The sequence below is a fragment of the Marinomonas alcarazii genome, from assembly GCF_003208215.1.
Lineage (GTDB): Bacteria > Pseudomonadota > Gammaproteobacteria > Pseudomonadales > Marinomonadaceae > Marinomonas > Marinomonas alcarazii.
Window position 1 is genome coordinate 24,049 of sequence record NZ_QKLW01000009.1, and the last position, 22,353, is coordinate 46,401.

Consider the following 22,353-nt stretch of genomic DNA (forward strand, 5'->3'; position numbering starts at 1 on the left):
GGGTCTGTTCGCTTTTGCTGATTTTATGGCAGCAAAACTGAGTGGACTATGTGGAGTTTTGTCTATGGTTATCCAGCTGTTCCCTGTTTGGGCTTTATTGCTATCTGCAATCGCCTTCTTTCAACCTGATTTATTCGTGGGGTTGAAAGCTCAAATCGTTCCATTGTTGACCATCATTATGCTCGCAATGGGATTGACCCTAAGTCCTACTGACTTCAAACAAGTATTGAAGAACGGTAAAGCCGTAGGCGTGGGTGTATTATTACAATTCTTAGTTATGCCGATTGCCGCTTTTGGTGTGGCTTTTGCCTTTGGTTTTGATTCTGAGCTGACTGTGGGCATGTTGCTGGTGGGCAGTGTGGCTGGCGGTACGTCCTCAAATGTTATGTGTTATTTGGCAAAAGGCGACACGGCCTTGTCTATTTCCATGACCGCGATCTCGACCTTGTTGGGCGTAATATTAACGCCATTCTTAGTGTCTTTGATGATTGGGCAAAGTGTTGATGTACCTGTTGCTGGTATGTTGATGAGCTTGTTTAAAATTGTTCTGCTTCCTGTTGCGGCGGGTGTGTTGATCAATACTTTCTTCTCAAAATTTGTCCGTAAGGCAGAACCAATTTTCCCTTATATCTCGATGTTTGCCATCGTGCTTATTATCGCCATTGTAGTGGCATTGAGCGCCTCTAAGATTGTTCAAGTTGGTCTTATGGTTGCGGCGGCAGTGATTATTCATAATGCGATTGGTTTGACCTTGGGTTACTGGGTGACTTACTTACTTGGTTTTGATGCGCGCGTTTGCCGCACCATTGCTTTTGAAGTGGGTTTGCAAAACTCTGGCCTAGCAGCGGCATTGGCAGTGAAATTCTTTACGCCTATGGCAGCACTGCCTGGCACTATTTTCAGTGTTTGGCACAACATTTCAGGGTCTTTGTTGGCGAGCTACTGGAGCCGTCGACCCGTTGCTGAAAGCAACGCTCAAGATACTGATAAATAAGATATTTGCTTAGCGTTAAAAAAGGGATGCCTGTTTGGCGTCCCTTTTTTATGTTTGTTGCCTAAACTGGCAAAAAACGCATGCCGCTGATGTTCATGGCTTGCAGTTGTTGTTTTAAGGTGTCGCTGACTAGGATCCAATCTTCAAAACCATAGATACGAAAGATGTGCATACCAGAGCGTTCGATATTGGCATGATCCAGTACTAAATGCTCAATGCTTTTGATGCTGTTATCGTCATCCACGGTATAGGCTGATTGCTGGTAGTCTATGGCCAATACGCGCCCCACGATGGAGATGTGAATCCAGCTTTCTGTATCTTGTTGTTCGTCGTTTAAATAAAATTTCACCGGCCTTACGGTGACATCTCGGGCTTGTTTATCCGCAAAGCATTCTGTAAAACGCGAGTGTAATACGAGCTCGTCATCAAACATGACATTGAGTTGGTCGGTCTGAATCTCGCCTTCTAGATAAGGTCCAGCATCCATATCGTCATTGGGCTTTAGTATGACTATGTCTCGATCACGATCAAAAACCGTGATGGTCTTTACGGTTAATTCATTAACCACTGGCATTTTTTCCCAACGCCAAAAGGTATTTGTTGTGCTCATAAAATCATGTCTCATACTGCAAGAAGAGGAAATTTAGGATTCATACCAGTCTGGATCGCTGCCATCGGTGGGTTCAAAACGAATACCAGTAGGGTTCACCGATTCAATGGCTTGCTTAATGCGATCGCTTATTACAATGGTGGTAAAGCGTCCATGCAAACGAAAGATGTCGTAGCCGGCACGGTCTGCTTTTTCTTCATCCACAACGAGCTTTCTCATGCGCTGAATGGAGCCATTTTCTCTTAGTTTTAATTCAGAGCGTTTAAAGTCAATGCAATCAACGTGAGCAGACATCGTGATTTTGCACCAATTATTATTTAACGAGCCATCTGGCAGCTTTAATGTAATGGGTTGATAAATCACCCCTTCTGGGTTGAATTTGGCAATTTCGTTAATTAGACGCTGACTAAATACTTGTTTCGGTAGGCCCGAAAAGAAAAGGTAGTCGTCGTTTAAATCTCCAAACACTTCACCTTCTTTATGAGTAGTGTCTGCGTATATTTTTTGACTAATGTAGTCTTTTTTAAATTCGGCCGATACTTGCAAAGCTTCTTGAGTCGCACCATACAACCAATACTTCATAGTCTTTCCTCTTTTAATATTTTATTAAGAGCTTGCTTGATTTGTAGGCTGTCTTCACGTAATAAATATTTAGGGTCCCAATCTTCTATATAGCCTTTGATTTCTTCAGATAAATCATGGAGTTCTTTTATGAGTTGCTTTTGATTACCGTTTTTACAGTGATTTAAGCACTCACCTTCTATCTCTATTAATTCAGATTGAATTAATTCCTTGTAGTTGGACGGATGTGGCCCGCGGTGTATCTGTAGATCATGTCGCAACATATCTGGTGCGAACACAGGTAAGAAAATACCATTTTCCGAATCATTAACGTCCCAGCCAATGAGGCGTATATTTTTTCTTAATTTTTTAAACTGTGTAGAGCCAAAAACACTAACCGGAATCAGGTGATGGCCTTGTACTGGGTAGGGGCTGCTCGCGCTTGGGTTGGCCGCCGACTGTTTCATCCGCTGTCGGGAAAGTGGGCTGATAAAGCCTTTAAAGCCTAATTCCCACGCGCTATGTTTTGGGTCGTGAAAAGGGGCTGGTAAGGCTTGCCCAGCGCCTCGTGACAACCAAGGTTGTAATTGCTCGTTTTTCCATTGTTTGTTAAAGCCCAAACGTCGGGTGGTGCGTCCGTTGTTCACGTATTTAATGGTTTTATCGTGCTTGGTTTTGCAGTCTTGCCATTGACAGTGTTTCGGTTCGTGGTCTTTTTCTTTGCCCTGGTTTGGGGTTTGGCTGTGTTTACTGTGGCCATTTATTGAGTCCGTACGCTTATTGCGTTTTTTGACCAAGGCTTCTGACAAAGACATGATGGTGTCGGATATTTGTTCGGCTATTTTAGCGGACTTTCGTCCTAGGGTTGCGGATACAGCCACGCCGCCAGTGATAGGTGCTGCCACACCACCAAGCGCTGCACCAAACGCCGTGGCACCGCTTACGGCGGTGACATCTATCCCTGTTTGAGTGGCTTGTGATGCCGTCATTGCGACAAGGGCATCTGTGGGTGCCGCTTCTAAAAAGCGTTGCGGTAAACTTAACAGTGTCTCTCGCACATGGCTGTCTTTCAGAAGAATCAGTACCATTTCCATCTGAGCGGAGGCTTCGGCATAGTCATCTCCCGCTCTGGCTTGCCATTGTTGAAAGGCTCGCTCTAGTTCATCTACATCGCCTGTTGCTAAGGCTTTAATAACAACTTGTGGCGGTACGTCTAATTGCATCTTATCTAGGAGCTCACCAAAAGACCCTAAGTCAGGCAGATACTCGGTGACGCCATTCATGCCACCTTCACCCGCCGCCAAGGCGATATCCCATGTTTTTTGATACCACGTTTGTCCGTCGAATTCCGCTGCCTGCTGCTTTAGTTCGTTAATTTTATCCGCGACGGCCTTTTCAAAATCCGTTCGGATTTGTTCTATCTTAGCTTGTTCTTCTGTTTCTTCAGCCGTTGGCTCCATATGACTTGGAGCGTATTCGCTAACAACATCCTCTGCTAAGGCTTCGGCATACAGGGCAAGTTGGTCTTCTAGTTGTTGGTTTAATGTCTTTAGAGAGGTATCTATTTCGTCTTCACTCTCTTCTGGATAAAACTCTACTTGAGCCACATCGGCCTCTAATGGGCCCATGACCACTTGACCCTTACTATCGGTTTTACCACTAATGATAGTGTTATTGGATAAAGTAATATTAAAAGGTGTTTTAGGAACAGGGGTGCTTTCTAGATCATCGTAAACATGGGCTAAAACAAAAGAGGGCAGCTTGATATAGGTGCAGTCATTCATCTTAATTGTTGTTTGTTGAGCTGCTGCTTGGGTAAGGTTATATTCTAGTACGCAAGTATTTCCGCTTAATAGTGTATCGACATAAACTTCACCACTTTGATCAGTTACACCAGAGGCTATTTCCTTTTCGCCTTGTAATAAGCGCCATGACACATCCGCCACAGGCTGACGGTCACCTGTCCAATTGCCATATTTCATTTGTTTGCCTTGATTGGCGCAGTAGAAAAAGCGAGCTTGTACGTATTGTTTCTTGTCTGCTTCATCCAGAGCCTTATAACGCTCTGATCGTTGTTGGGCGACACGTTCAGGTAATGTCTTGGTGGCTGGTTTTTCATACACCAGCTCTTTATGCAATAGGTAGACCCCAGCACCAGACGCTCCTGCACTGCCTGAGGTAATGTCCATTTTTTTCACTTCCGTTGCATAGTCAATATGCGATAAACGAGAAGTAATTTGAGTTGAAGCCGCAGCGGGGTTTAATAACCAATCGGGAGCGCCATAGTCACGATCTTTATTTTCTAGAAATAAGGGCACACGAGGTTGGTCGCATATTACTAGGGATTGACCTGTATTGAGAGCATTCAGCAAACTTTGACTTGACTGACCTGCGGGAGTTAATTCACGTAAAGTAGCTTCGGGGATATTGGCGATATCCGCTTCGATCATCGAAAGCTCGTAAGATGAGATGTGTTCAGGTGTGGCAATGAGGCGATAAGCCATATTAGAGTCCATTCTAAATAATCGAGTCAATATTTTAAGTGAGGCATAGTTATGAATAAAGCGCGATTACTGTAAAGGTATTGTGATTTTATTCTGCTTTTTTTGTATGCAAGAGGCTGCCGACAGCGTTTAGATTTCTGGGGTTGCTATTATGATTTTTATCACAGTGCGAGAAAGTGGATTGTCGGGTACACTTACGGCTGATTTTTAATAGCCTTACGAGCCTGAGTTTTCCATGAGTGAGTCCTTACCTTCCATCGCCCAGCGTCTTCGCAGTTTGAACGAAAGACAGTTAGATGCTGTGAAACAAATAGACGGTCCTTTGTTGGTGCTGGCGGGGGCTGGATCGGGAAAAACCAGCGTAATTACCACAAAAATTGCCTATCTGATTCAAACCTGTGGTTTTAAGGCAAGCAGCATTATCGCGGTGACCTTTACCAATAAAGCGGCGCGTGAAATGAAAGAACGTGTTGTCGGCATGTTGTCTAAACAAGAAAGTCGCGGCTTGAGTATCTCGACGTTCCATAATTTAGGCTTACGAATCCTTCGAAAAGAATATCGCCGTGCGGGTTTAAAAGAAGGCTTTACCTTATTTGATTCACAAGACTCTCTCAGCCTTGTAAAAGAAATTTTGGATAAAGAGTTTAATGGGCAAATGGATGCGGCGGCCTATTGTCAGAATACGATTTCCAATTGGAAAAACGATCTAACCACGCCACAAGAAGCTATGACCAATGCCGATACCGAAGAGTTTCTGTTGGCTGCGCAAGTGTATGTGCAATATCAGCGTTATTTGCGCGCTTACAACGCAGTAGATTTCGACGATTTGATCTTATTGCCGGTTAGTTTGTTAATGGCCGATGCTGAGTTGCGTGATCGTTGGCAAAACAAAGTCCGCTACTTGCTGGTGGATGAGTGCCAAGACACCAACGCCAGCCAGTATGAATTGATTCGTTTGTTAGCTGGATTTCGTCGTTGTTTCACTCTAGTAGGCGATGATGACCAATCCATTTATGCGTGGCGTGGTGCGCGCCCAGAAAATCTAGAGCGTTTATCGGTCGATTACCCGAGTTTGAAATTGGTCAAGTTAGAGCAAAACTATCGCTCGACTAAAACCATATTGAAAGCGGCCAATACGCTGATAGCGAATAATCCGCATATTTACGATAAAGCCTTGTGGAGTGATCACGAAGAGGGCGACCCGATTCGCGTTATGGTGACTCGTAACGAAGACGCAGAATCAGAGCGCGTGGCAGCGGAAATCCAGTCACGCCATTTGCGTCATGAAATTCCTTATCGTGATTTTGCCATCTTGTATCGTGGTAACCACCAAGCGCGCTTATTGGAAATCAAGCTGCAAGCCTACCGTATTCCTTACAAGATGAACGGCGGCACTTCGTTTTTCTCGCGGGCAGAAATCAAAGATTTAATGAGTTATTTACGTCTCTTGGTGAACCCATCGGACGACAATGCCTTCTTGCGCATTGTTAACTTACCGCGTCGGGAAATTGGACCTGCGACGCTGGAAAAAGTCGGTAACTTGGCAACTGAGCGTGACGTAAGCCTGTTTGAAGCATCCGGCTATAAAGAGCTTGAAGAGACGGTTTCTGGACGATCATTAAAAAGCTTGCAGGATTTTGAACGTTGGATGTCCAACTTGCGCCAGCGTTTAGAAGGCGCTTCGCCCGTGCCTGTTATTGAGCAAATGATCCATGACATGGATTATTACGGCTGGATTCAGGAGCAAACATCGTCTTCAAAGGCGGGCGATCGACGCATTGAAAACGTGCGCTTCTTGCTGGATTCCATTCAACGCATGATGGAATCCGCATGGGAGGAAGACGAAACCGCTGGTTTGGATCAGGCGATTAGTAAGCTGTTATTGATCGACATGCTCGAACGCCAAGAGGAAGAAGAGGACGAAGACAAAGTTCAGTTATTAACGCTTCATGCTTCCAAAGGTTTGGAATATCCACATGTGTTCTTGATCGGTTGTGAAGAGGAACTGTTACCTCATAGAAACAGTATAGAGAATGATGACATCGAAGAAGAGCGTCGACTGGCTTATGTGGGAATTACTCGAGCGAAAAAGACCTTGTGTATTACCTTGGCCGCGAAACGTCGCCAATATGGCGAAGAAATCGACTGTTTACCGAGTCGATTCTTGGATGAATTACCAGAAGAAGATCTTGTTTGGGAAGGGCGCAGCGACGAAGGTGAAAGCAGTAAAAAAGAGCGCGGCCAAGCTTCGTTATCGGCACTAAAAGCCATGCTTAATGGCTAAATAGCTATTTGCTTGAGCTTTTGTCGATCATGTATTGAATCGCATCATGCAGCTCGTCTTCACTGCAATCGAAACATAATCCCTTTGGCGGCATGGCTTTATAGCCACTTATCGCATCTTTTAATAACGTGTTTATGCCTTTTTCAATGCGTGGTTGCCAATCTTCAGCATGCCCAATTTTTGGCGCGCCTGCGACGCCATTCATGTGACAGGCAATGCAAAAACTGTTGTAAAGTGCCTCGCCTGAACGTGCGGCATGCGCCGAATTGCTCAGCAGCAAGCTCATAGCGAAACCACTAAATAAAAGGGCTGTAAAACTGAGCGGGAAACGCTTGCATTGCATCGGTAGAGACGCTCCTGATAACATGAATAAGTGAACAGCGAGAGAATTATCCTCGACTTCAACCACTAGGTAAATGAGAGAAAAGCAGATAAAAACATGAATCTGCGGCTTTCCGTCATTAAGCACTGGAATCCTGAAGAATTTCCTTTAGAATACGCACTCCAATTTGTTCTGGCTCACTTTGCATCGCGCAAAGTATTATTGCCACGCAACAAGTCATGCGCCCGTAGCTCAGCTGGATAGAGCGTCGCCCTCCGGAGGCGAAGGCCGGAGGTTCGAATCCTCTCGGGCGTACCATTTTGATAATGGCCACTAACTCTGTAGTCTTTGTATCTTATGCCTTATTAGGCAGATCTTTCTTTGATTTTCTTAATACTTATCTTAAAAAAAGATATGCTTAAGGAAATTCTTGACCTAATACCTCTTCTCTTAGCTTCTTTATATTGGGATTGCAGTCTCAAATTCATTGTGAGAACTTGTGTGTAACTTTGATTTTAACCATCTACGTACAAAGAGAAGGTCTTTCTCGATTAAGCTATCACTACAATTGTACAATTCAGTCAGCTCTTTAGTAGACAAGCCTACTAACTGCTTTAGTTTGAAGATTTCAACCTGCCTTGAATAGTTTGACTCTAATTTCAACAGTAACTTTTCAATAGAAAGGCTTGCTTCCATAAAAGATAATTCATCGTTAGTAGTATTACTATTAAATACACCAGCTGTACTATTTCTTTTTTTTGCTGTTTTCTTTCTCGATATATCCGATAAAACTTGATTGATCAAGGTGGCAATAGCTAGATAAAAATCTCGTTTACTATTTAATTCTTCACGAGGAAAATGAGTCATCTTAAGATATGCTTCGTGAACTAAAGCCGTAGTTTTTTCCTGATCTTCTATGATGTCTTTCGAAGAATTAGGATGGCGTTGCTTTTGAACACGAGCAATGTCTTTTAATCTTTGGTAAACAAAAGTATATAAAACCTTTTCGACATTTTTGTTTTTTTCACCAAATAAAATATATAGGTTAGTGTTATATTCCAATGCTTATTTTACTCTCTCGAATGTGGTTATAGAAAATATTTCTTTTTTCTTGTTTTTTATTTCATTTGGATTATATGAGTATTTATAAAGAGGAGCACTCTCTAAATCATCAGAAATGGGGAAGTACTCCCATTCAGTATATTGTATTATACTATTTTGATCTTTATATTTTACTGCGGCATTAACTTGAGCAATTGTTGCTGTAGCCCCTTCATTTTTAAGCCACCACATATCAATATATTTCGATGAAACATCTATTTTATAGCTTTCAACTGATTTTATGCAGTTAGAGTTTTTTTTGTTAGACTCAAAAATTTGATCGCCTTTTATTAAGATGCAACCAGTTTTAATTTCTTTTTGTCCTATCTCTCTATAGCGCCATAACCCGTTAAATTTTAAGCTATCTATATCTTCTTTTAAAGGCGTTAGCCAGAGGTATTCGGCTAAATTTAAATGAGAAAATCCATCTTGCTTACCGATGCCCTTACTCTTCTCGATCAAGATTTTACTATCTTGATCGTAATGCATTGCGACACTTCGATATTTCTCATTGCCTTCATTTTCTACGGCATAAGCAGTCAAAGAGTATCCATTAAGATCTTTAATAGAACATCCATTTAATGCACACCCGAGAATTCCCCCTTTAAAACGAGAGAAATCGTCGATTGGCTCAAAGCTTACACTTTTTTTGGTGCTAGGTTTGCGCTCACAATTTGTAAAATTGTCACCTATACTAGGGTACTCATAAATTCCTTTAGCAGTTACTTTGTAATACGTTTCACCAATTGGACCTGTATAATTTTCAGTAGAATATTTAGAAACATCATAAAAACATAAATCACCATTTTTATCTGCTTTCTGTACAACGTAATTTGTTAGTGTTTTATCTAATGGTTGAAAAACCACATCTTTAAAGTTTGTGTGTTTTGAATTTAATAATTTTTTATTTAGCTTTAATATTTCAATTTTTTTGTTTTCAGTTAAGTAGAAAGTAACATCGTCACCTGTATTGAAATTATAATATCCATTCTCTGTTAACCCCGATAAACCACTTGATGTTTCATAATATATTTCTATATCCATTTTTTCGGAGAGTTGAGCTTTTTTTGTGTCCGCAATTGTTTTAAATGACATCGTAGTTATTGTTATTATTAAAAATAATTTAATAATATCTGTTTTAGTTTTTTTGTTCACTGACATTTTTTTTGGTTTTCTCTTTATTTATGGTTGTAAATTTTCGATGGGCTTATTAGTTCTTTAATCAATTTGCCTTTCATTTCATCAGATAGATCTCGATTTGATAGGATTTTTCTTCTAGTTAGATCTAACATGGTTTCCAAAGTGGCTTGCCTGTATTTTCCATCATCGCTGTAGTGTAATAAATTTGCTATTTCGAATAGTAAACTTTCAGCTGCTTTTTTTTCAAATTCAATTTGTTGATTCTTTAAAAAGATAGATATCCACAAGGTAATTAACGTTATGAATACGATTGAAATTAATAGAGATGTAAGCCGCCTTCTTCTAATGAACTTTTTTAAAATATAAAAATAGTTTCCCTTCATCAATGATATAGGTTTTGTTTCTAATATATTTTTAATATCATTTTTTAGCTCTGTAATATTAGAGTATCGGCTAGATGACTCATGCTGAGTGGATTTGTTTATTATTTTTTCTAGCTCTTGAGAAATGTTATCTTTATTTAGTGCTTCTAATAATTTCCCAACTGAATAAATATCTATACTTTGTGTTAGTTCTTTTGACTCTAACTGTTCTGGGCTTGAATATTCAGAAGTGAATGCGGATATATCTTCTATGTCTGAGCCTGTGTTTGTTTTTATAAATAAATTGAAATCTATGAGTTTCGCCCTTCCTATCTCATCAATAATAATGTTCGACGGCTTGATGTCACCATGGATTATATTTCTTGAATGTGCATGTTCTAATGCACTGCAAATATCAATAAATATATTAAGTTTTTTGTTATGACTTATATTCTTGTTTTTTAAATAGTCTCCTAGCGTTGAGCCATCAATCCATTCCATAGAAATATAAATATGTCCTTCATGCTCTCCTCCATCAAATACTTTAGCAATATTTGGGTGATTGAGACTTGCAAGAAGTTGTGCTTCACGAAATAAAGCCCATCGACCAATAACATTAACCAAAGCAGGTTGTATAAATTTTACCGCTACAGATTGTTCAAAGGTTTGATCATTTCTTTCTGCTTTATAAACGACGCCAATCCCACCAGAGCCTAGCTTATTCTGTAGTTTATATTTCCCAACAATAGTGCTTTCTAAATAGATGTCAGAAGAGACCGCGTATGAAGCTGATACAGAGAGAATTTTTGTAAGGTCAAAGTCCGTATTGAAAGAAAGTTGATCATCAATATCTCTAAGTAAATCTGGATGTTTTCTCTTCAGGTCTTCAATGAATTCACAGCGTTCTTCCTCATCCATATAAGATGTTTTGTGAATTAATTCAGTAAGAAGTGGCATTAATTTAACCTTACGCAAGATTAGGTTTTCAGAGTTGTGTGAGTATAACTGATTAATTTAGATGAAAAAATAAAAAATAATTTACGGGTTTCCTTTCAAAATACGTATCTTTGCCTTAGGAAAATACGTTTCTAAAATCCTCCCCGATGAAATTTTAAAGTCGTAGCGTTTTTTTGTTTAAAAAACATCCAGCTAAGTCGTGGGAGATCGTGTTGAAGTCAAGTCACACAGGAATAATGCGAGTTATTAAAGCTGCGGGCTATTCATATCAAGGCTTTAAAGCAGCCTTTAAATATGAGGCCGCAGTCCGTCAAGAAACAACTCTAATTTTAATAATGGGGCCTATCGCCTTACTTTCAGATAGCACGGGTGTAGAAAAAGCAATGTTGATCTCAACTTTGTTACTCGTGCTTATTGTTGAGTTACTCAACTCAGGGATCGAGGCTGTCGTAGACCGTGTAGGGGATGAATATCATGAACTTAGCGGTCGAGCAAAAGACATTGGTAGTGCTGCTGTTTTTGTTTCTTTAGTGGCCTTAATCGCTAGTTGGAGCTTAATTTTAGGTGATGAGGTGCTGTCTTATGCCTTTAATTAGAGCTGTTTTAGCCAAAGGAAATATGCTTGGGAAGTTTGGAGTTGTACGTTTTTTTAAACGTCCTATTTCATATAGTTTTCTTAGCACATTGGTTGGGGTTTATTTGGGAACAGTTTTAAACCTTCCTATTATTAATGAATTAATAAAAGTAACAAAAGACACAGAATCATTCAGTTATACTTTGCTTATATCTGTTCCAATAATACTATCCTCATTTTTTGTTGTTATATTTCAGATTTTTTCTTTTCCTTTTGTAAATAAAATATTTTTTATACCCCTAATTATCACTTCAGCTTCTTGCTCATATGCCACTTTACATTATGGTGTTATTTGGGATATCGGAATGATTGAAAATACAATTGAAACTGACCCTGCTGAAGCATTAGGTTTTCTTTCTTTAGGTTCGATGGGGTTTGTATTTTTTCTTGGAATATTGCCTTCCATATTTATCCTTTTTAAAAAAAATAAGTTTAGAAAAAAATGGTCAAAAGAAGTTTTAGAAAGATTGGCTACTATTTTTATAGCTATATCTATTGGATTAATTGTTGCAAAAGTAAGCTATAAAGAAATTTCAGCAGTGGGACGTAATTATTCGTATATGAATAAATTAATTACACCTACTCACGTATACGGGACTTATAAATATTTAAGGCAACATGTTTTTTCTAAGCCTATTGAATATCGTGAACTTGGAAATGATGCGAAAATATTAACGAATAATTCAAATAAGCCTAATCTAATTTTTGTGGTTATTGGTGAAACGGCTCGCTCACAGAATATTCAATACAATGGTTATTCTCGTAATACAAACCCTTATACAGAAAAGTATGACTTGGTTTCATTTTCTTCAGTTGAATCCTGTGGAACAGCCACAGCACACTCTTTGCCATGCATGTTTTCAAATTTATCTCGGCAATCTTATAAAAAGGCAATCGCCAATAGTCAAAGCAATGTTTTAGATATCATTCAAAAAAGTGGCTATCAGCTTTTATGGAAGGAAAATGATGGTGGTGATAAGGGTGTCGCCAAACGTATTCCATTTGTCGAATTAGCACGAAATCGATCTGAATTTTGTGATGGCAGCTACTGTTACGATGAAGCACTAATCACGGATATAGATAAAAACATCCAAAATATGGAGGCCTCAAACAAACTGCTTGCTTTTCACATTATTGGCTCTCATGGGACGACATACTATAAAAGATATCCTAAATCTATGTCTGTATTTGAGCCAGCCTGTGAAAGGCAGGACATTGAGCAATGTACTGACCAAGAAATCGTTAATGTTTATGACAATACGATTGTTTATACCGATTTTATTCTTTCTCAATTGATTGAAAAGCTTAAAAAATATCAAGAGAAATATAATGTCGGTCTTATATATGTTTCAGACCATGGAGAGTCTTTAGGTGAAAACGGACTGTATTTGCATGGTGCGCCATATGCATTTGCTCCCGAATATCAGACTCAAGTGCCTTGGTTTGTATGGTTGCCAGAAGAAACAGCTACCGCTTTCAATATAGATCTGAGCTGTCTAAAAGCATCAAAAGATACAGACATTTCTCATGATTACTTTTTCCATTCATTACTTAGCCTTACTCGTGTTTCTACACAAGAGCTGAACCCAAAGCTGAATATATTTAACGCATGCTTGGGGGCTCAAAAATGAGATCACGACAAGCTTTTGTTAAATCTGTTATGGCGATAGTTGTCTGTTTATTTGTGTCTTGCTTTAGTGCGGCTCATGCTGATGATGGTATCGTGCGCGCTGGAGATAACCTTCAGATAGGGATTCCACTCGCAGCCGGTATAATCTCACTTTTGAAAAGCGATTATGAAGGGACTGGCCAATGGGCAGAGGGAGCCTTATGGACGTCAGTCGCGACGCATACATTGAAGTTTGCCATAGACGAAGAACGTCCAAACGGTATGGATGGTAACTCATTTCCGTCCGGACACACTTCTGCAGCGTTTCAAGGTGCAGCTTTCTTGCAGATGAGATATGGATGGGAATATGGCGTTCCAGCCTATACCGCTGCTACTTTTGTTGGTTATTCACGTGTTCATGGCGAATATCATTACTGGCACGATGTCGCTGTTGGCGCAGCTTTAGCTGTAGGCGTGCAATATCTTATTTCTGGTCAGGGAAATAGTGCTAGAGATCTTGTCGTTGCTCCAATCATTGATAGAAGTGCGTATGGACTTTATGCGTCTATGAGTTACTAGTTACTGTTTAGTTAACAAAAAGGGGCTTATTCTATCTTGAATAAGCCCCTTTTTTATTGGCTGAAGAAATTTTTAATATGAATTAATAATTAACGGTTTCTCGAGCCATTCTAAGAGTTGTTCACTCGTAGTGACGGCAGCGAAAAAACCGCCTCCATAGCCAGTCCCTCGCGTTTAAAATCGTCAATCACATTGAACAAACGATACTTTTGTTCATCGGCGAGTTGATTGTGCATAAACCGATTGACCATACTTGGTTTGGCCGAGTGGGTTCCTTTAAGGGGGCTGGTACGTTACGATTTAGACGTCGTTTGGGCGAATACGCAGATTCAGTGTTAGCTCACAATAGATTCAATAAACGCATTTATGGTTCCAACCATGACCTTTCATATTCCTTAGAAAAGAAAAACACACACCAAACCCTCTGTTAGACTGCTCTTCTGCAATATCAATAAGTAAGTTCGCTATGTACGAGTTTTCATCATTGAATTTTCCCTGATAGCGATAACAGGTTTCATTGATGGGCTGCATCTCTCAAGTGTTCAGGTGCTAAATGGGCATATCTCATTGTCGTTATGGAAAAGTGTGAGTATGTTGCCATCGTTCAGCATGAAGCGACTGGTAAAGCTATGCCTTAGTAGGTGTTATGGTTTTTATTGCCAAACAAGATACCGATAAAGCCTAAATAAAGTCTAAATATGGTCTATATCTTGATGGTTCGCTCTTTTTGGATTATTGTATCTGGGTGACACCTCTAATGCGCATTTGATAAAAAGGAAAATATTATGAGAGTTGAAACCATTAGTTACCTCAAGAAAAATGCGGCGAATTTACCACTTGAGGAACCTATGACAATTACCCAAAACGGTACACCGTCTTATGTTATTGAATCCTATGCAGAAAGAAAGCAAAGAGATGAAGCCATTGCTTTGATGAAGTTATTGTCTTTTTCTGTTGAAGATTCTAAGCAAGATAAGGTGATGTCTAGTGATTCTTTCAAGGAACGATTAGCCAATCGTAAGGTTGCGTTGAGGGCGGTTGCTGATGGCGAAAAAGGTTGAAATTTTTTACACTGAAACATTTGGTAATACTGCTGACAATTTAATTGATCATTTAAGCTTATATACTGATGAGTTAAGTGTAATTAACCGTGTAGAAAAGCTAATAGAGTCCTTCGAGAATAGGGTCATGACTTCGCCTTATTCTTGTCCAGTGTCACAAACCTTACTTTTAATCGGTATACCTAATTTTAGAGAATATCATTTAGATAGCTTCCGACTTATTTATCAAATAACGGAATTGAACGATAAAATTATAGTGCAAGCCGATGTTTTGCTTTCTCAAAAACAAAGTATAGAGCGCTCTTTGGTAGATTATTGTCTCTTGTTTAAGTAGTTTCTCACGCTGTAGCAATCCCTTCTGAATCTCTGTTTGTGTATTATTTATTGTCATCTTTTGCACTATGTTCTAGCCTTTTTATAAGTTTAAAAAACATAATTGAAACAAAAAAAGCCAGTATGGATATCCATACTGGCTAAATAAAAGGGATGATTTTCGATTTATTGCATTAGTGCTGTTTACCAGCTGTGATTTAAGGTGAGAGTGATGTCTCGGCCTGGGTTGTAGAAATCCGCTGAACCAGACCCCGCAACATATTCTTTACCAAGTAAGTTACTGATATTCATAGATAGTTGAGTGTCTTTCGTAATGTCATAGCCAAATGAAGCATCTACTATTACTGCGGATTCACTTTTCGAATCGTTGGTATTGGTGAAGTAGTAGGAGCCGATGTAACGAGCTCCTAGACCGACAGACATGTCTTGGCGTGGGAGTGTGTAATGCCCCCAAACAGAAGCGGAATGCTTGGGTGTGTATGAGATCATTTTGCCTTCGTAGGTGTCATCTTTGGTAATTTTTGGCTCCATGTATGAGTAACCACCAGAGATGCTTAGATTAGCTGTTAACTCCGCGCGAGCTTCTAGGTCCACACCTTTTACTTGGTTTTTACCAATGGTTTCGCGAACGATGCCGCTACTTTGGAAAGAGGCGGTTTCTACATTGCTTTTTTCAAGATCGTAAACAGCAATAGAGAACAGGGCGTTCATATTACTTGGTGAGTATTTAACACCGACCTCAGTCTGGTCGCCGCGGACAATTTTGGTACTTGTCGCTGATGGTGGAGCTACTGACTCTACTTGGCTTATGTAGGCAGACACTTCATCGTTAAATTTATATGTAAATGCCGAGCGGAAGGTATCTTCTGAAAAGTTATTTGATGACTTTGTGCTGGTTAAATAGTCAAACTGGTCAACATCAATTTTATCGTGACGTGCACCGAGAGTTAGGATGTATTTATCGTCTAATGCGAAGTTTTGTTGAACCAACACAGCTTTTGTTTGGAAATCGGTTTTTGTGTGGCTAGCGACTGGTAGATTAGCTGGTACACCAGTGTATACAGGATTCTTAATATTTATATCACTGATGGGAGATGTGTCGCCTCTTTTTGTGTAGCTTGAACTGGCATTTTTAGATGAGTTTTGATACTCGATACCAAATACAGTACTGCTGTCTAGGCGATCAAAACTAATGTCATATTGCCCGAGTAAGTTGCCGTTGAACTGCTCTAACTCTGAATCTTGGGCGTAATAATCACGTCCCATAATGTTGCCAGAGGTGTTTGCAGAATACTTATTCAAATATATATAACCAAAGTTATTCTCGGCATCGCTGTAGCGTAAATTTGAAATAACTTTAAAGCCATTATCAAGCTTGTGAGTAATATTGGCGCTGATGTTGGTTCGCTCTACATCGTGAAAATTATAATCAGGTTCACCATAAAATAGGTTGCTGTCATAGTTTTTGCCAGCAGGGTAGCCGCCGCTGTTTGGTGATGAGTCGGTTTTTAGGTAGTCAACGATTAGGTTGGCTCTGGTGTTGTCATTAGGCTCCCAAGCAAGACCGCCCATGATGAATTGCGAATCGTCTTTTGAGTAATCGTATTCTCGGTCACTGTCTTTGACCTTGCCCGTTAATCTGTAGGCTAGGGTTTTGTCTTCATCAAGTGTGTCGCCAACATCGATACCCACTTCTTTATGGTCGTTAGAGCCATAGGTGACGAAGGCGTTATTAAAGTTATAGAATTTTGGTTGTTTACTTACAAAGTTGATGGATCCACCTGGGTCAGCTGGGCCGAATAAGGTGGAGTTCGCACCGCGGATTACCTCGACACGCTCAAAAGCATAAGCGTCTTCTCTAATGTCTCTCATGGAACCAAGAGTGAGCCCATCGCGATAGGTTGTGGCGCTAAAGCCGCGAATTTGGAAATAATCGTTTCTGTCATCTGTGCTGTAGTAACCTGTCACGGTAGCTGGTGTATATTCAAGCACTTCTTCTGTGGTACTGGCGCCACGTTGTTTGATTTCTTTTTCAGTGATGACAGAGACAGACGCCGGTGTGTCTTGAATACTGGTGGCGACTTTACCACCAACCCAAAGCTCTTTGGCCACAACAGATTCTGAGTCATCATCGGCTATAGCTTGATCATTCACCATGATAGGGGAAAGTCGAAAGGTGCCTACTTCACTTTCTGTTTCTGCATACCCGGCAATTGGTGTAAGTACGGAGTAGCAGAAAAGTGTCGCGGCAGCGCAGTGGCTTTGCTTTAATTTTAGGGGAAGAGCGCTTTTCTTGTTCATCTTTGGTTCCTCTATTATCTAATATTATGAAAATAGTATTGCTAATGATTATTGATAATTTTCTGTCATAAATGACGGATTCAATTTGCTTTGTTTAAGTGTGTTTTATTCTCTTGTGACGTCCAATTGGTACAACCATTGGGCTGCCGGAAATAGGGTCTGTGATGACTTGGCTCTGGAGGCCAAAAACAGCGTGAATCATGTCTTCTGTTACCACTTCATTTGGCGCTCCATTGGCAAAGACTTGACCTTGTTGTATGGCGATGAGCTGGTCTGAATAACGCGCTGCCAGATTAAGATCATGTAATACCAATACGATGGTGGTGCCACGGTTTTGGTTTAGGTCAACAAGCAGGTCCAATACTTCAATTTGGTGAGCGACGTCCAAGAAGGTGGTTGGTTCGTCTAATAGCAATATGTCGGTTTCTTGTGCCAATGCCATGGCGATCCAGACGCGCTGGCGTTGACCGCCAGACAATTCGTCTATTTCTCGGTCCAAAAGCTCTGTGGTTTTGGTGGTTTCTAGCGCTTTGGCAATGGCTTCATCGTCTTCTTTGCGCCATCTTGATAGGAACCCATGATGGGGATGTCGACCTCGGCTGACTAGGTCGCTGACCGTTATCCCCTCTGGCGCAATCGGTGATTGAGGAAGCAGACCAAGCGTTTGCGCTAGTTGTCGTGTTGGCGTGTTGTGTATCGATTTGCCATCCAGTAAGACTTGACCATTAGACGGCGATAATAAGCGTGACATAGTGCGCAATAAGGTGGATTTTCCACAGGCATTGGCACCAATGATAGATGTAATTTGACCTGCTTTAATGTCTATATTGATGTCGTTAAGGATGGTTTTTTCACCATAACCAGCAGCAAGATGATCGACAACGAGTTGGTGTTTTAGTGTCATAGTGAGCCACCTTTACGATTAACACGAATAATAAGATAAATAAGGTAGGGCGCACCTAGGGCGCCAGTAATCACACCGACAGGGTAGCGACTAGGCAGCAAGAATTGTCCGATATAATCACCGCCCATGACTAAGCAAGCGCCCACTAAAGCAGAAGGAATCAGCAGCGAGCCATTGTTCTTCACAAGACGAACGGCAATGGGGCCTGATAAAAAAGCCACAAACGCAATAGGCCCTGTTATTGCGACTCCCACCGCAATAAGTCCAACAGCCGAAACAATAACGGTAATGCGCGTCATGCCAACTCGAACACCCAGTGCGTGGGCGGTATCGTCACCCATTCGTAATGCTTCTAGATCTCGGGTGCGACTCAGTAAAAATCCACCAAACACCAATAAAGAAATGATGAGCGGCAAGGCTTGATGAATTTGAGCGGAATTGACACTGCCACTGAGCCAACGCATGGCTTCTTGGCGATCCCATGCTTGAGCTTGTGATAACAAATACACAATAAAGCTTTCAATCATGGCGGAGACGCCAATACCAACAAGGATAAGTCGAGCACCTGACGCGCCATTTCGATAGGACAATCCATAGACCGCTAAGGCTACTAATAAGCCTACTGCGATTGAGAAGAAGGCCACACTGGCACCATCCATGTGCAGCACAATAATGGCAAACACTGCGGCGGCGGTCGCACCAGAACTTACTCCGATAATATCGGGGCTGGCTAAAGGGTTTCTTAGCATGACTTGGAATGCCACGCCTGCCATACCAAAGCTCATGCCGACAAGAAGAGAAATAATGGCTCTGGGAAGGCGCAACTGACCCACCACAAAAGAGGCACCAGGGACGTTTTCACCAAGCAAAACCTTTATAACGTCTTGTGGTGGAGTGAAGGATTGTCCCAAGGTTAAGGTGATTGAAAACGCAGCCACAGCCAATAAGCAAAGTAAGCTAGCCACGCATTTCCAGCGCTTGGATCGGTTTTTTCGTCCGCTGGTAACGCGTGCGAGCGTTGAGTTTGTGTTAATCATAATTCTTTCACCCTTTGTCTGCGGACAATCCAGATGAAGAAGGGGGCACCAACGAAGGCGGTGACAACGCCAACAGAAAGTTCACTGGGTCTTGCTATAACACGCCCTAGTACATCTGCGCTTAACAATAAGCAAGCACCGATAAGCGCTGAAAAAATGAGTAGCCAGCGGTTATCTACGCCGACAAGCAGTCGACATAAATGAGGAACCACGAGCCCGACAAAACCAATGGGGCCACAAATAGCCGTTGTTGCTCCGCATAGAAGTACCGCAGACAACCAAGCTAAAAGACGAATCCAAGTGACATTTTCTCCCAGTCCAGCGGCAATATCGTCTCCGAGCGCAAGCGTATTTAACTTCCTAGCAATAAATACGCTGAGTAAAAAACCAACAATTAAGAAGGGCAGAACGAGTTGGATGCTATCAAACGTGGCGCCACCGACGCCGCCTATTTGCCAAGAGTTGGCACTGCCAGCAATGTCATTTCGTGGCAAAACGACGGCCACAATAAAAGACGACAGCGCAGCCGAGGTTGCGGCACCCGCCAAGGCGAACTTAAGCGGGGTGGATTTGCCGTAACCTAACGAACTAATAAAATAGACAAAAATGGCCGTTATACCTGCACCAAGTATGGCGAGCCAAACATAGGTTTGCAGTTGGTTAATACCAAACCACGCCAAGCCAATAACCACAAAGAAAGCGGCACCCACATTAACGCCAAGAATTCCCGGATCTGCTAATGGGTTACGGGTCACACTTTGCATAATGGCACCAGATAACCCCAAGGCGCAGCCAGCAATGATGGCAAGTACTGTGCGTGGTATGCGCATCGTCACAGAGGCTTCCCCCATGGTGTTCATCTGGCCTTGTAGTGCTCCTATTATCTCTTGCCAAGAAACATCCCTCGTCCCTACAGCGATAGAGGAAAAGCACAACAGCAGTAAGACCGCCGTGACAAACAACAGAGCTATGGGCTTTTGTTTTAGAAAGCCTTTATGTTTGGCGTTGCTTTGGCTCATTTGGCTTTACGTGCCGCTTTTGCGAGCGCTTCAAGGTAATCATCTAATACCCAAGTAATAGACAAGGGCGTCGGATTAGCGGCGGTCGCTATTTTGCTATTTCCCAGCATGACGATCGAACCATTTTTAATGGCTCGCATCTTCGACATAAGAGGGTTCGATTCTAAAGGTGCCTGTAACTCTTTATTGCCATAGGTAACGAAAATATCCACGTCGTTAAACATGTCTATTTGTTCAATGCTGCTTTCGCCAGAGAAGAGCCCGTCTTTACTGATGTCTTTGATGCTTTGCGGAGAGTGCATGCCTAGGTCATCAAAAAATTTCACGCGGGTATCATTGGCAGTGTAAAAACGAATAACACTTAAATCGGTTGGATCAAGATGAGTGATAAACATGGCCGATTTGCCTTTTAGCTCTGGGTATTGATCAACGCGCTTGGCGATGTCTTTTTCAATGCTGGCAATCAGTTTTTCCCCTTCTTCTGCCATTCCCAGACCAGCACTGTTAATGCGAATCATGCTGCGCCAGTTGGTAGACCAGGGCTTGTCTGGGAAAGCGACGACAGGAGCGATCATACTTAGCGTGTCGTAATCGGATTGGCTTAAGCCGGAGTACGCCGCCAGAATAACGTCGGGCTGTGTGGCGGCAACCGCTTCGAAATCTATGCCATCTCCTTCATCAAATAATACGGGTGTCTTGGCGTTCAGTTCTTTAAGTCGCGCAGCAACCCAAGGTAACAAACCATCGCCATCGTCGTCTCCAAATGTGGCGGCAGCAAAACCAACAGGAACGATGCCTAACGCAAGGGGCACTTCATGGTTTGCCCATGCCACAGTCGCAACGCGTTTGGGTTTATGAGTAATAGTCGTCGTGCCGAAAGCGTGTTGAATCGTAATTGGGAAGCGTGAGTTGTCTGTAGCCCATGCATTGCTCAAAAATGCAGAAATAATGGTAATAACGATAATCATCTTCATATTATATTTGTGCCATGCCAATCAAATTTAGTGCGAAATAAAGGAGCGAGGGTGTTAGGTGTTACAACGTAATGAGTGAGTTTTTATGGGAATGAATCTCATAATCAATTGTAAAACGAGTCGGATAATAGAGCTAATCTTCAGAATATAATTGTATAAATCGGTCGTTTTCATCTTGAGCCAGTTGCTTTGGCGTTAGGCTAGAGTACTTTTTGATCAATTTTATATAGTGAGATTGGTCGTTAAAACCTTCTTTGGGAAAGAGTTCACCAACCTTGAGTGAGTCGAAGCTGTGGCGAAACCTCAAAATGTCACAGTAACTTTTTAGTGGTAAGCCAAGCCACTTATTAAAATAGCGGTTGATTTGGCGGCTGCTCCAGTTAGCCGCTTGGGATATCTCGGTCACGGTTATAGAACCGTGATTCTGATAAATCAGGTCTGACATGACTTTTTTACGAGGGTCTATTGGCGTTGTTCGTTGTGATGCAAAGTACAAACTAAGCTTGTTAGCAAAGGTTTCAAGGCTTGCTAGGTCGTTGAGTTCTATTCCCGCGAAGCCAATGTCGAGCGTAATGCGATCGTTCAGAATGTGCGCCACAGACGTGTTTAACAAATACTCTGCGGCCAATATTTTTAAGCGAACACCAAGTAAGACAGAGTGCTTTGGCATGGCGCCCACTTTGGCGTCTGTTTCTAGCCCAACCAAGGAAATATGCAGCGGATACTCGGCGTTGTGGAAAAAGTACAAATCAATGCCGCCATCCGGGAAAGTGGAAAGCTCTTCATCTTCATCGCTTGGATTTTCGATCATCCAAAAGCTTTCAACGAATGGGGATAAATCGTCACTTGGTTCTAATGACGTTAGTTGAATGGTCTCTTTCATTACCTAATCGCAAAAGTGGGAGGTGAGTGTCGCGCGTTCGTTCCTTCGATGGCTGCTTTAAATGTAAGTGGATAGTATAACGATTAAAAAAAGATCTTCTAGCTTCAATTGAGATAGGTTCGTATTAACGTTTGGTTATCATTATTAAATAGCAATAATCACGTATTGACATACGTCCAATTAT

General features: G+C 41.5%; 20 protein-coding genes, 1 tRNA gene and 1 pseudogene. 8 read left to right on the top strand and 14 right to left on the bottom strand.

Annotated features, from left to right (window positions below; genetic code table 11):
• Positions 1-64: 64 nt before the first annotated feature.
• The gene (locus DFP75_RS15145; protein WP_110576900.1) at positions 65-994 is read left to right on the top strand and encodes a bile acid:sodium symporter family protein; all 930 of its coding nucleotides are present in this window, start codon (positions 65-67) and stop codon (positions 992-994) included.
• 61 nt (positions 995-1,055) lie between these two features.
• On the opposite strand, the gene DFP75_RS15150 is transcribed toward DFP75_RS15145, so the two are convergent.
• Genes DFP75_RS15150 through DFP75_RS15160 form a run of 3 tightly spaced genes read right to left on the bottom strand, consistent with a single transcriptional unit; the run spans position 1,056 to position 4,669 of the window.
• Complete coding sequence (locus DFP75_RS15150; protein WP_110576901.1) at positions 1,056-1,604, bottom strand: imm11 family protein; 549 nt, start codon at positions 1,602-1,604, stop codon at positions 1,056-1,058.
• 33 nt (positions 1,605-1,637) lie between these two features.
• Entirely contained in the window at positions 1,638-2,186 is a 549-nt protein-coding gene (locus tag DFP75_RS15155) for an imm11 family protein (protein WP_110576902.1), read from the bottom strand.
• The gene (locus DFP75_RS15160) at positions 2,183-4,669 is read right to left on the bottom strand and encodes an AHH domain-containing protein (protein WP_181417039.1); all 2,487 of its coding nucleotides are present in this window, start codon (positions 4,667-4,669) and stop codon (positions 2,183-2,185) included. The genes DFP75_RS15155 and DFP75_RS15160 overlap by 4 nt, the downstream gene beginning before the upstream one ends.
• A 235-nt stretch (positions 4,670-4,904) precedes the next feature.
• Here DFP75_RS15160 and rep point away from each other — a divergent pair, with 235 nt between their 5' ends.
• A complete protein-coding gene (gene rep, locus DFP75_RS15165; RefSeq protein WP_110576904.1) occupies positions 4,905-6,953 on the top strand; it encodes a DNA helicase Rep in 2,049 nt (682 codons plus the stop codon).
• A 4-nt stretch (positions 6,954-6,957) separates the two neighbouring features.
• Here the strand turns inward: rep and DFP75_RS15170 are convergent, their stop codons facing one another.
• Entirely contained in the window at positions 6,958-7,422 is a 465-nt protein-coding gene (locus DFP75_RS15170; RefSeq protein WP_245927072.1) for a c-type cytochrome, read from the bottom strand.
• A 94-nt stretch (positions 7,423-7,516) separates the two neighbouring features.
• On the opposite strand from DFP75_RS15170, the gene DFP75_RS15175 reads away from it, so the two are divergent.
• Positions 7,517-7,593, top strand: a tRNA-Arg gene (locus tag DFP75_RS15175).
• 141 nt (positions 7,594-7,734) lie between these two features.
• On the opposite strand, the gene DFP75_RS15180 is transcribed toward DFP75_RS15175, so the two are convergent.
• From DFP75_RS15180 to DFP75_RS15190, 3 genes are read right to left on the bottom strand one after another with little or no spacing between them, the layout of a single operon-like run.
• Positions 7,735-8,337: an ECF-type sigma factor gene (locus DFP75_RS15180; RefSeq protein ID WP_110576906.1), complete on the bottom strand. Its 603-nt coding sequence runs from the start codon at positions 8,335-8,337 to the stop codon at positions 7,735-7,737.
• Between the two features lie 3 nt (positions 8,338-8,340).
• Positions 8,341-9,537 carry a hypothetical protein gene (locus DFP75_RS15185; protein ID WP_110576907.1) on the bottom strand — a complete coding sequence of 399 codons (1,197 nt, stop codon included), beginning with the start codon at positions 9,535-9,537 and terminating at the stop codon, positions 8,341-8,343.
• A gap of 17 nt (positions 9,538-9,554) precedes the next feature.
• Positions 9,555-10,835: a serine/threonine protein kinase gene (locus DFP75_RS15190; RefSeq protein WP_110576908.1), complete on the bottom strand. Its 1,281-nt coding sequence runs from the start codon at positions 10,833-10,835 to the stop codon at positions 9,555-9,557.
• A gap of 212 nt (positions 10,836-11,047) precedes the next feature.
• On the opposite strand from DFP75_RS15190, the gene DFP75_RS15195 reads away from it, so the two are divergent.
• From DFP75_RS15195 to DFP75_RS15205, 3 genes are read left to right on the top strand one after another with little or no spacing between them, the layout of a single operon-like run.
• Positions 11,048-11,431 (top strand): diacylglycerol kinase, encoded by a 384-nt coding sequence (locus DFP75_RS15195; protein WP_181417040.1) that lies wholly within the window; start codon positions 11,048-11,050, stop codon positions 11,429-11,431.
• Positions 11,418-13,100, top strand: coding sequence for a phosphoethanolamine transferase (locus DFP75_RS15200; RefSeq protein WP_110576910.1), 1,683 nt, complete (start codon positions 11,418-11,420; stop codon positions 13,098-13,100). The genes DFP75_RS15195 and DFP75_RS15200 overlap by 14 nt, the downstream gene beginning before the upstream one ends.
• A complete protein-coding gene (locus tag DFP75_RS15205) occupies positions 13,097-13,657 on the top strand; it encodes a phosphatase PAP2 family protein (protein ID WP_110576911.1) in 561 nt (186 codons plus the stop codon). The genes DFP75_RS15200 and DFP75_RS15205 overlap by 4 nt, the downstream gene beginning before the upstream one ends.
• A gap of 122 nt (positions 13,658-13,779) precedes the next feature.
• On the opposite strand, the pseudogene DFP75_RS18635 reads toward DFP75_RS15205, so the two are convergent.
• Positions 13,780-14,179: pseudogene (locus DFP75_RS18635) on the bottom strand (transposase family protein); the annotation flags it as partial.
• Positions 14,180-14,442: 263 nt separating this feature from the next.
• Here DFP75_RS18635 and DFP75_RS15210 point away from each other — a divergent pair.
• Both DFP75_RS15210 and DFP75_RS15215 read left to right on the top strand, forming a co-directional pair.
• The gene (locus DFP75_RS15210; RefSeq protein WP_110576912.1) at positions 14,443-14,718 is read left to right on the top strand and encodes a type II toxin-antitoxin system Phd/YefM family antitoxin; all 276 of its coding nucleotides are present in this window, start codon (positions 14,443-14,445) and stop codon (positions 14,716-14,718) included.
• Entirely contained in the window at positions 14,702-15,052 is a 351-nt protein-coding gene (locus DFP75_RS15215) for a type II toxin-antitoxin system RelE/ParE family toxin (protein WP_110576913.1), read from the top strand. Before DFP75_RS15210 ends, DFP75_RS15215 begins: the two co-directional genes overlap by 17 nt.
• Positions 15,053-15,234: 182 nt before the next feature.
• Here DFP75_RS15215 and DFP75_RS15220 read toward each other — a convergent pair whose 3' ends face one another.
• The 6 genes from DFP75_RS15220 to DFP75_RS15245 all read right to left on the bottom strand — a co-directional run bounded on the left by DFP75_RS15220 (position 15,235) and on the right by DFP75_RS15245 (position 22,169).
• Positions 15,235-17,352 carry a TonB-dependent siderophore receptor gene (locus tag DFP75_RS15220; protein ID WP_110576914.1) on the bottom strand — a complete coding sequence of 706 codons (2,118 nt, stop codon included), beginning with the start codon at positions 17,350-17,352 and terminating at the stop codon, positions 15,235-15,237.
• Between the two features lie 94 nt (positions 17,353-17,446).
• On the bottom strand, positions 17,447-18,256 hold the full coding sequence (locus DFP75_RS15225; RefSeq protein WP_110576915.1) for an ABC transporter ATP-binding protein: 810 nt from the start codon (positions 18,254-18,256) through the stop codon (positions 17,447-17,449).
• The gene (locus DFP75_RS15230) at positions 18,253-19,293 is read right to left on the bottom strand and encodes a FecCD family ABC transporter permease (protein WP_110576916.1); all 1,041 of its coding nucleotides are present in this window, start codon (positions 19,291-19,293) and stop codon (positions 18,253-18,255) included. Before DFP75_RS15230 ends, DFP75_RS15225 begins: the two co-directional genes overlap by 4 nt.
• Positions 19,290-20,312 carry a FecCD family ABC transporter permease gene (locus DFP75_RS15235; RefSeq protein WP_110576917.1) on the bottom strand — a complete coding sequence of 341 codons (1,023 nt, stop codon included), beginning with the start codon at positions 20,310-20,312 and terminating at the stop codon, positions 19,290-19,292. Before DFP75_RS15235 ends, DFP75_RS15230 begins: the two co-directional genes overlap by 4 nt.
• Positions 20,309-21,286, bottom strand: coding sequence for an iron-siderophore ABC transporter substrate-binding protein (locus DFP75_RS15240; protein ID WP_110576918.1), 978 nt, complete (start codon positions 21,284-21,286; stop codon positions 20,309-20,311). Before DFP75_RS15240 ends, DFP75_RS15235 begins: the two co-directional genes overlap by 4 nt.
• Before the next feature lie 133 nt (positions 21,287-21,419).
• Positions 21,420-22,169 carry a helix-turn-helix domain-containing protein gene (locus DFP75_RS15245; RefSeq protein WP_110576919.1) on the bottom strand — a complete coding sequence of 250 codons (750 nt, stop codon included), beginning with the start codon at positions 22,167-22,169 and terminating at the stop codon, positions 21,420-21,422.
• Positions 22,170-22,353: the final 184 nt, after the last annotated feature.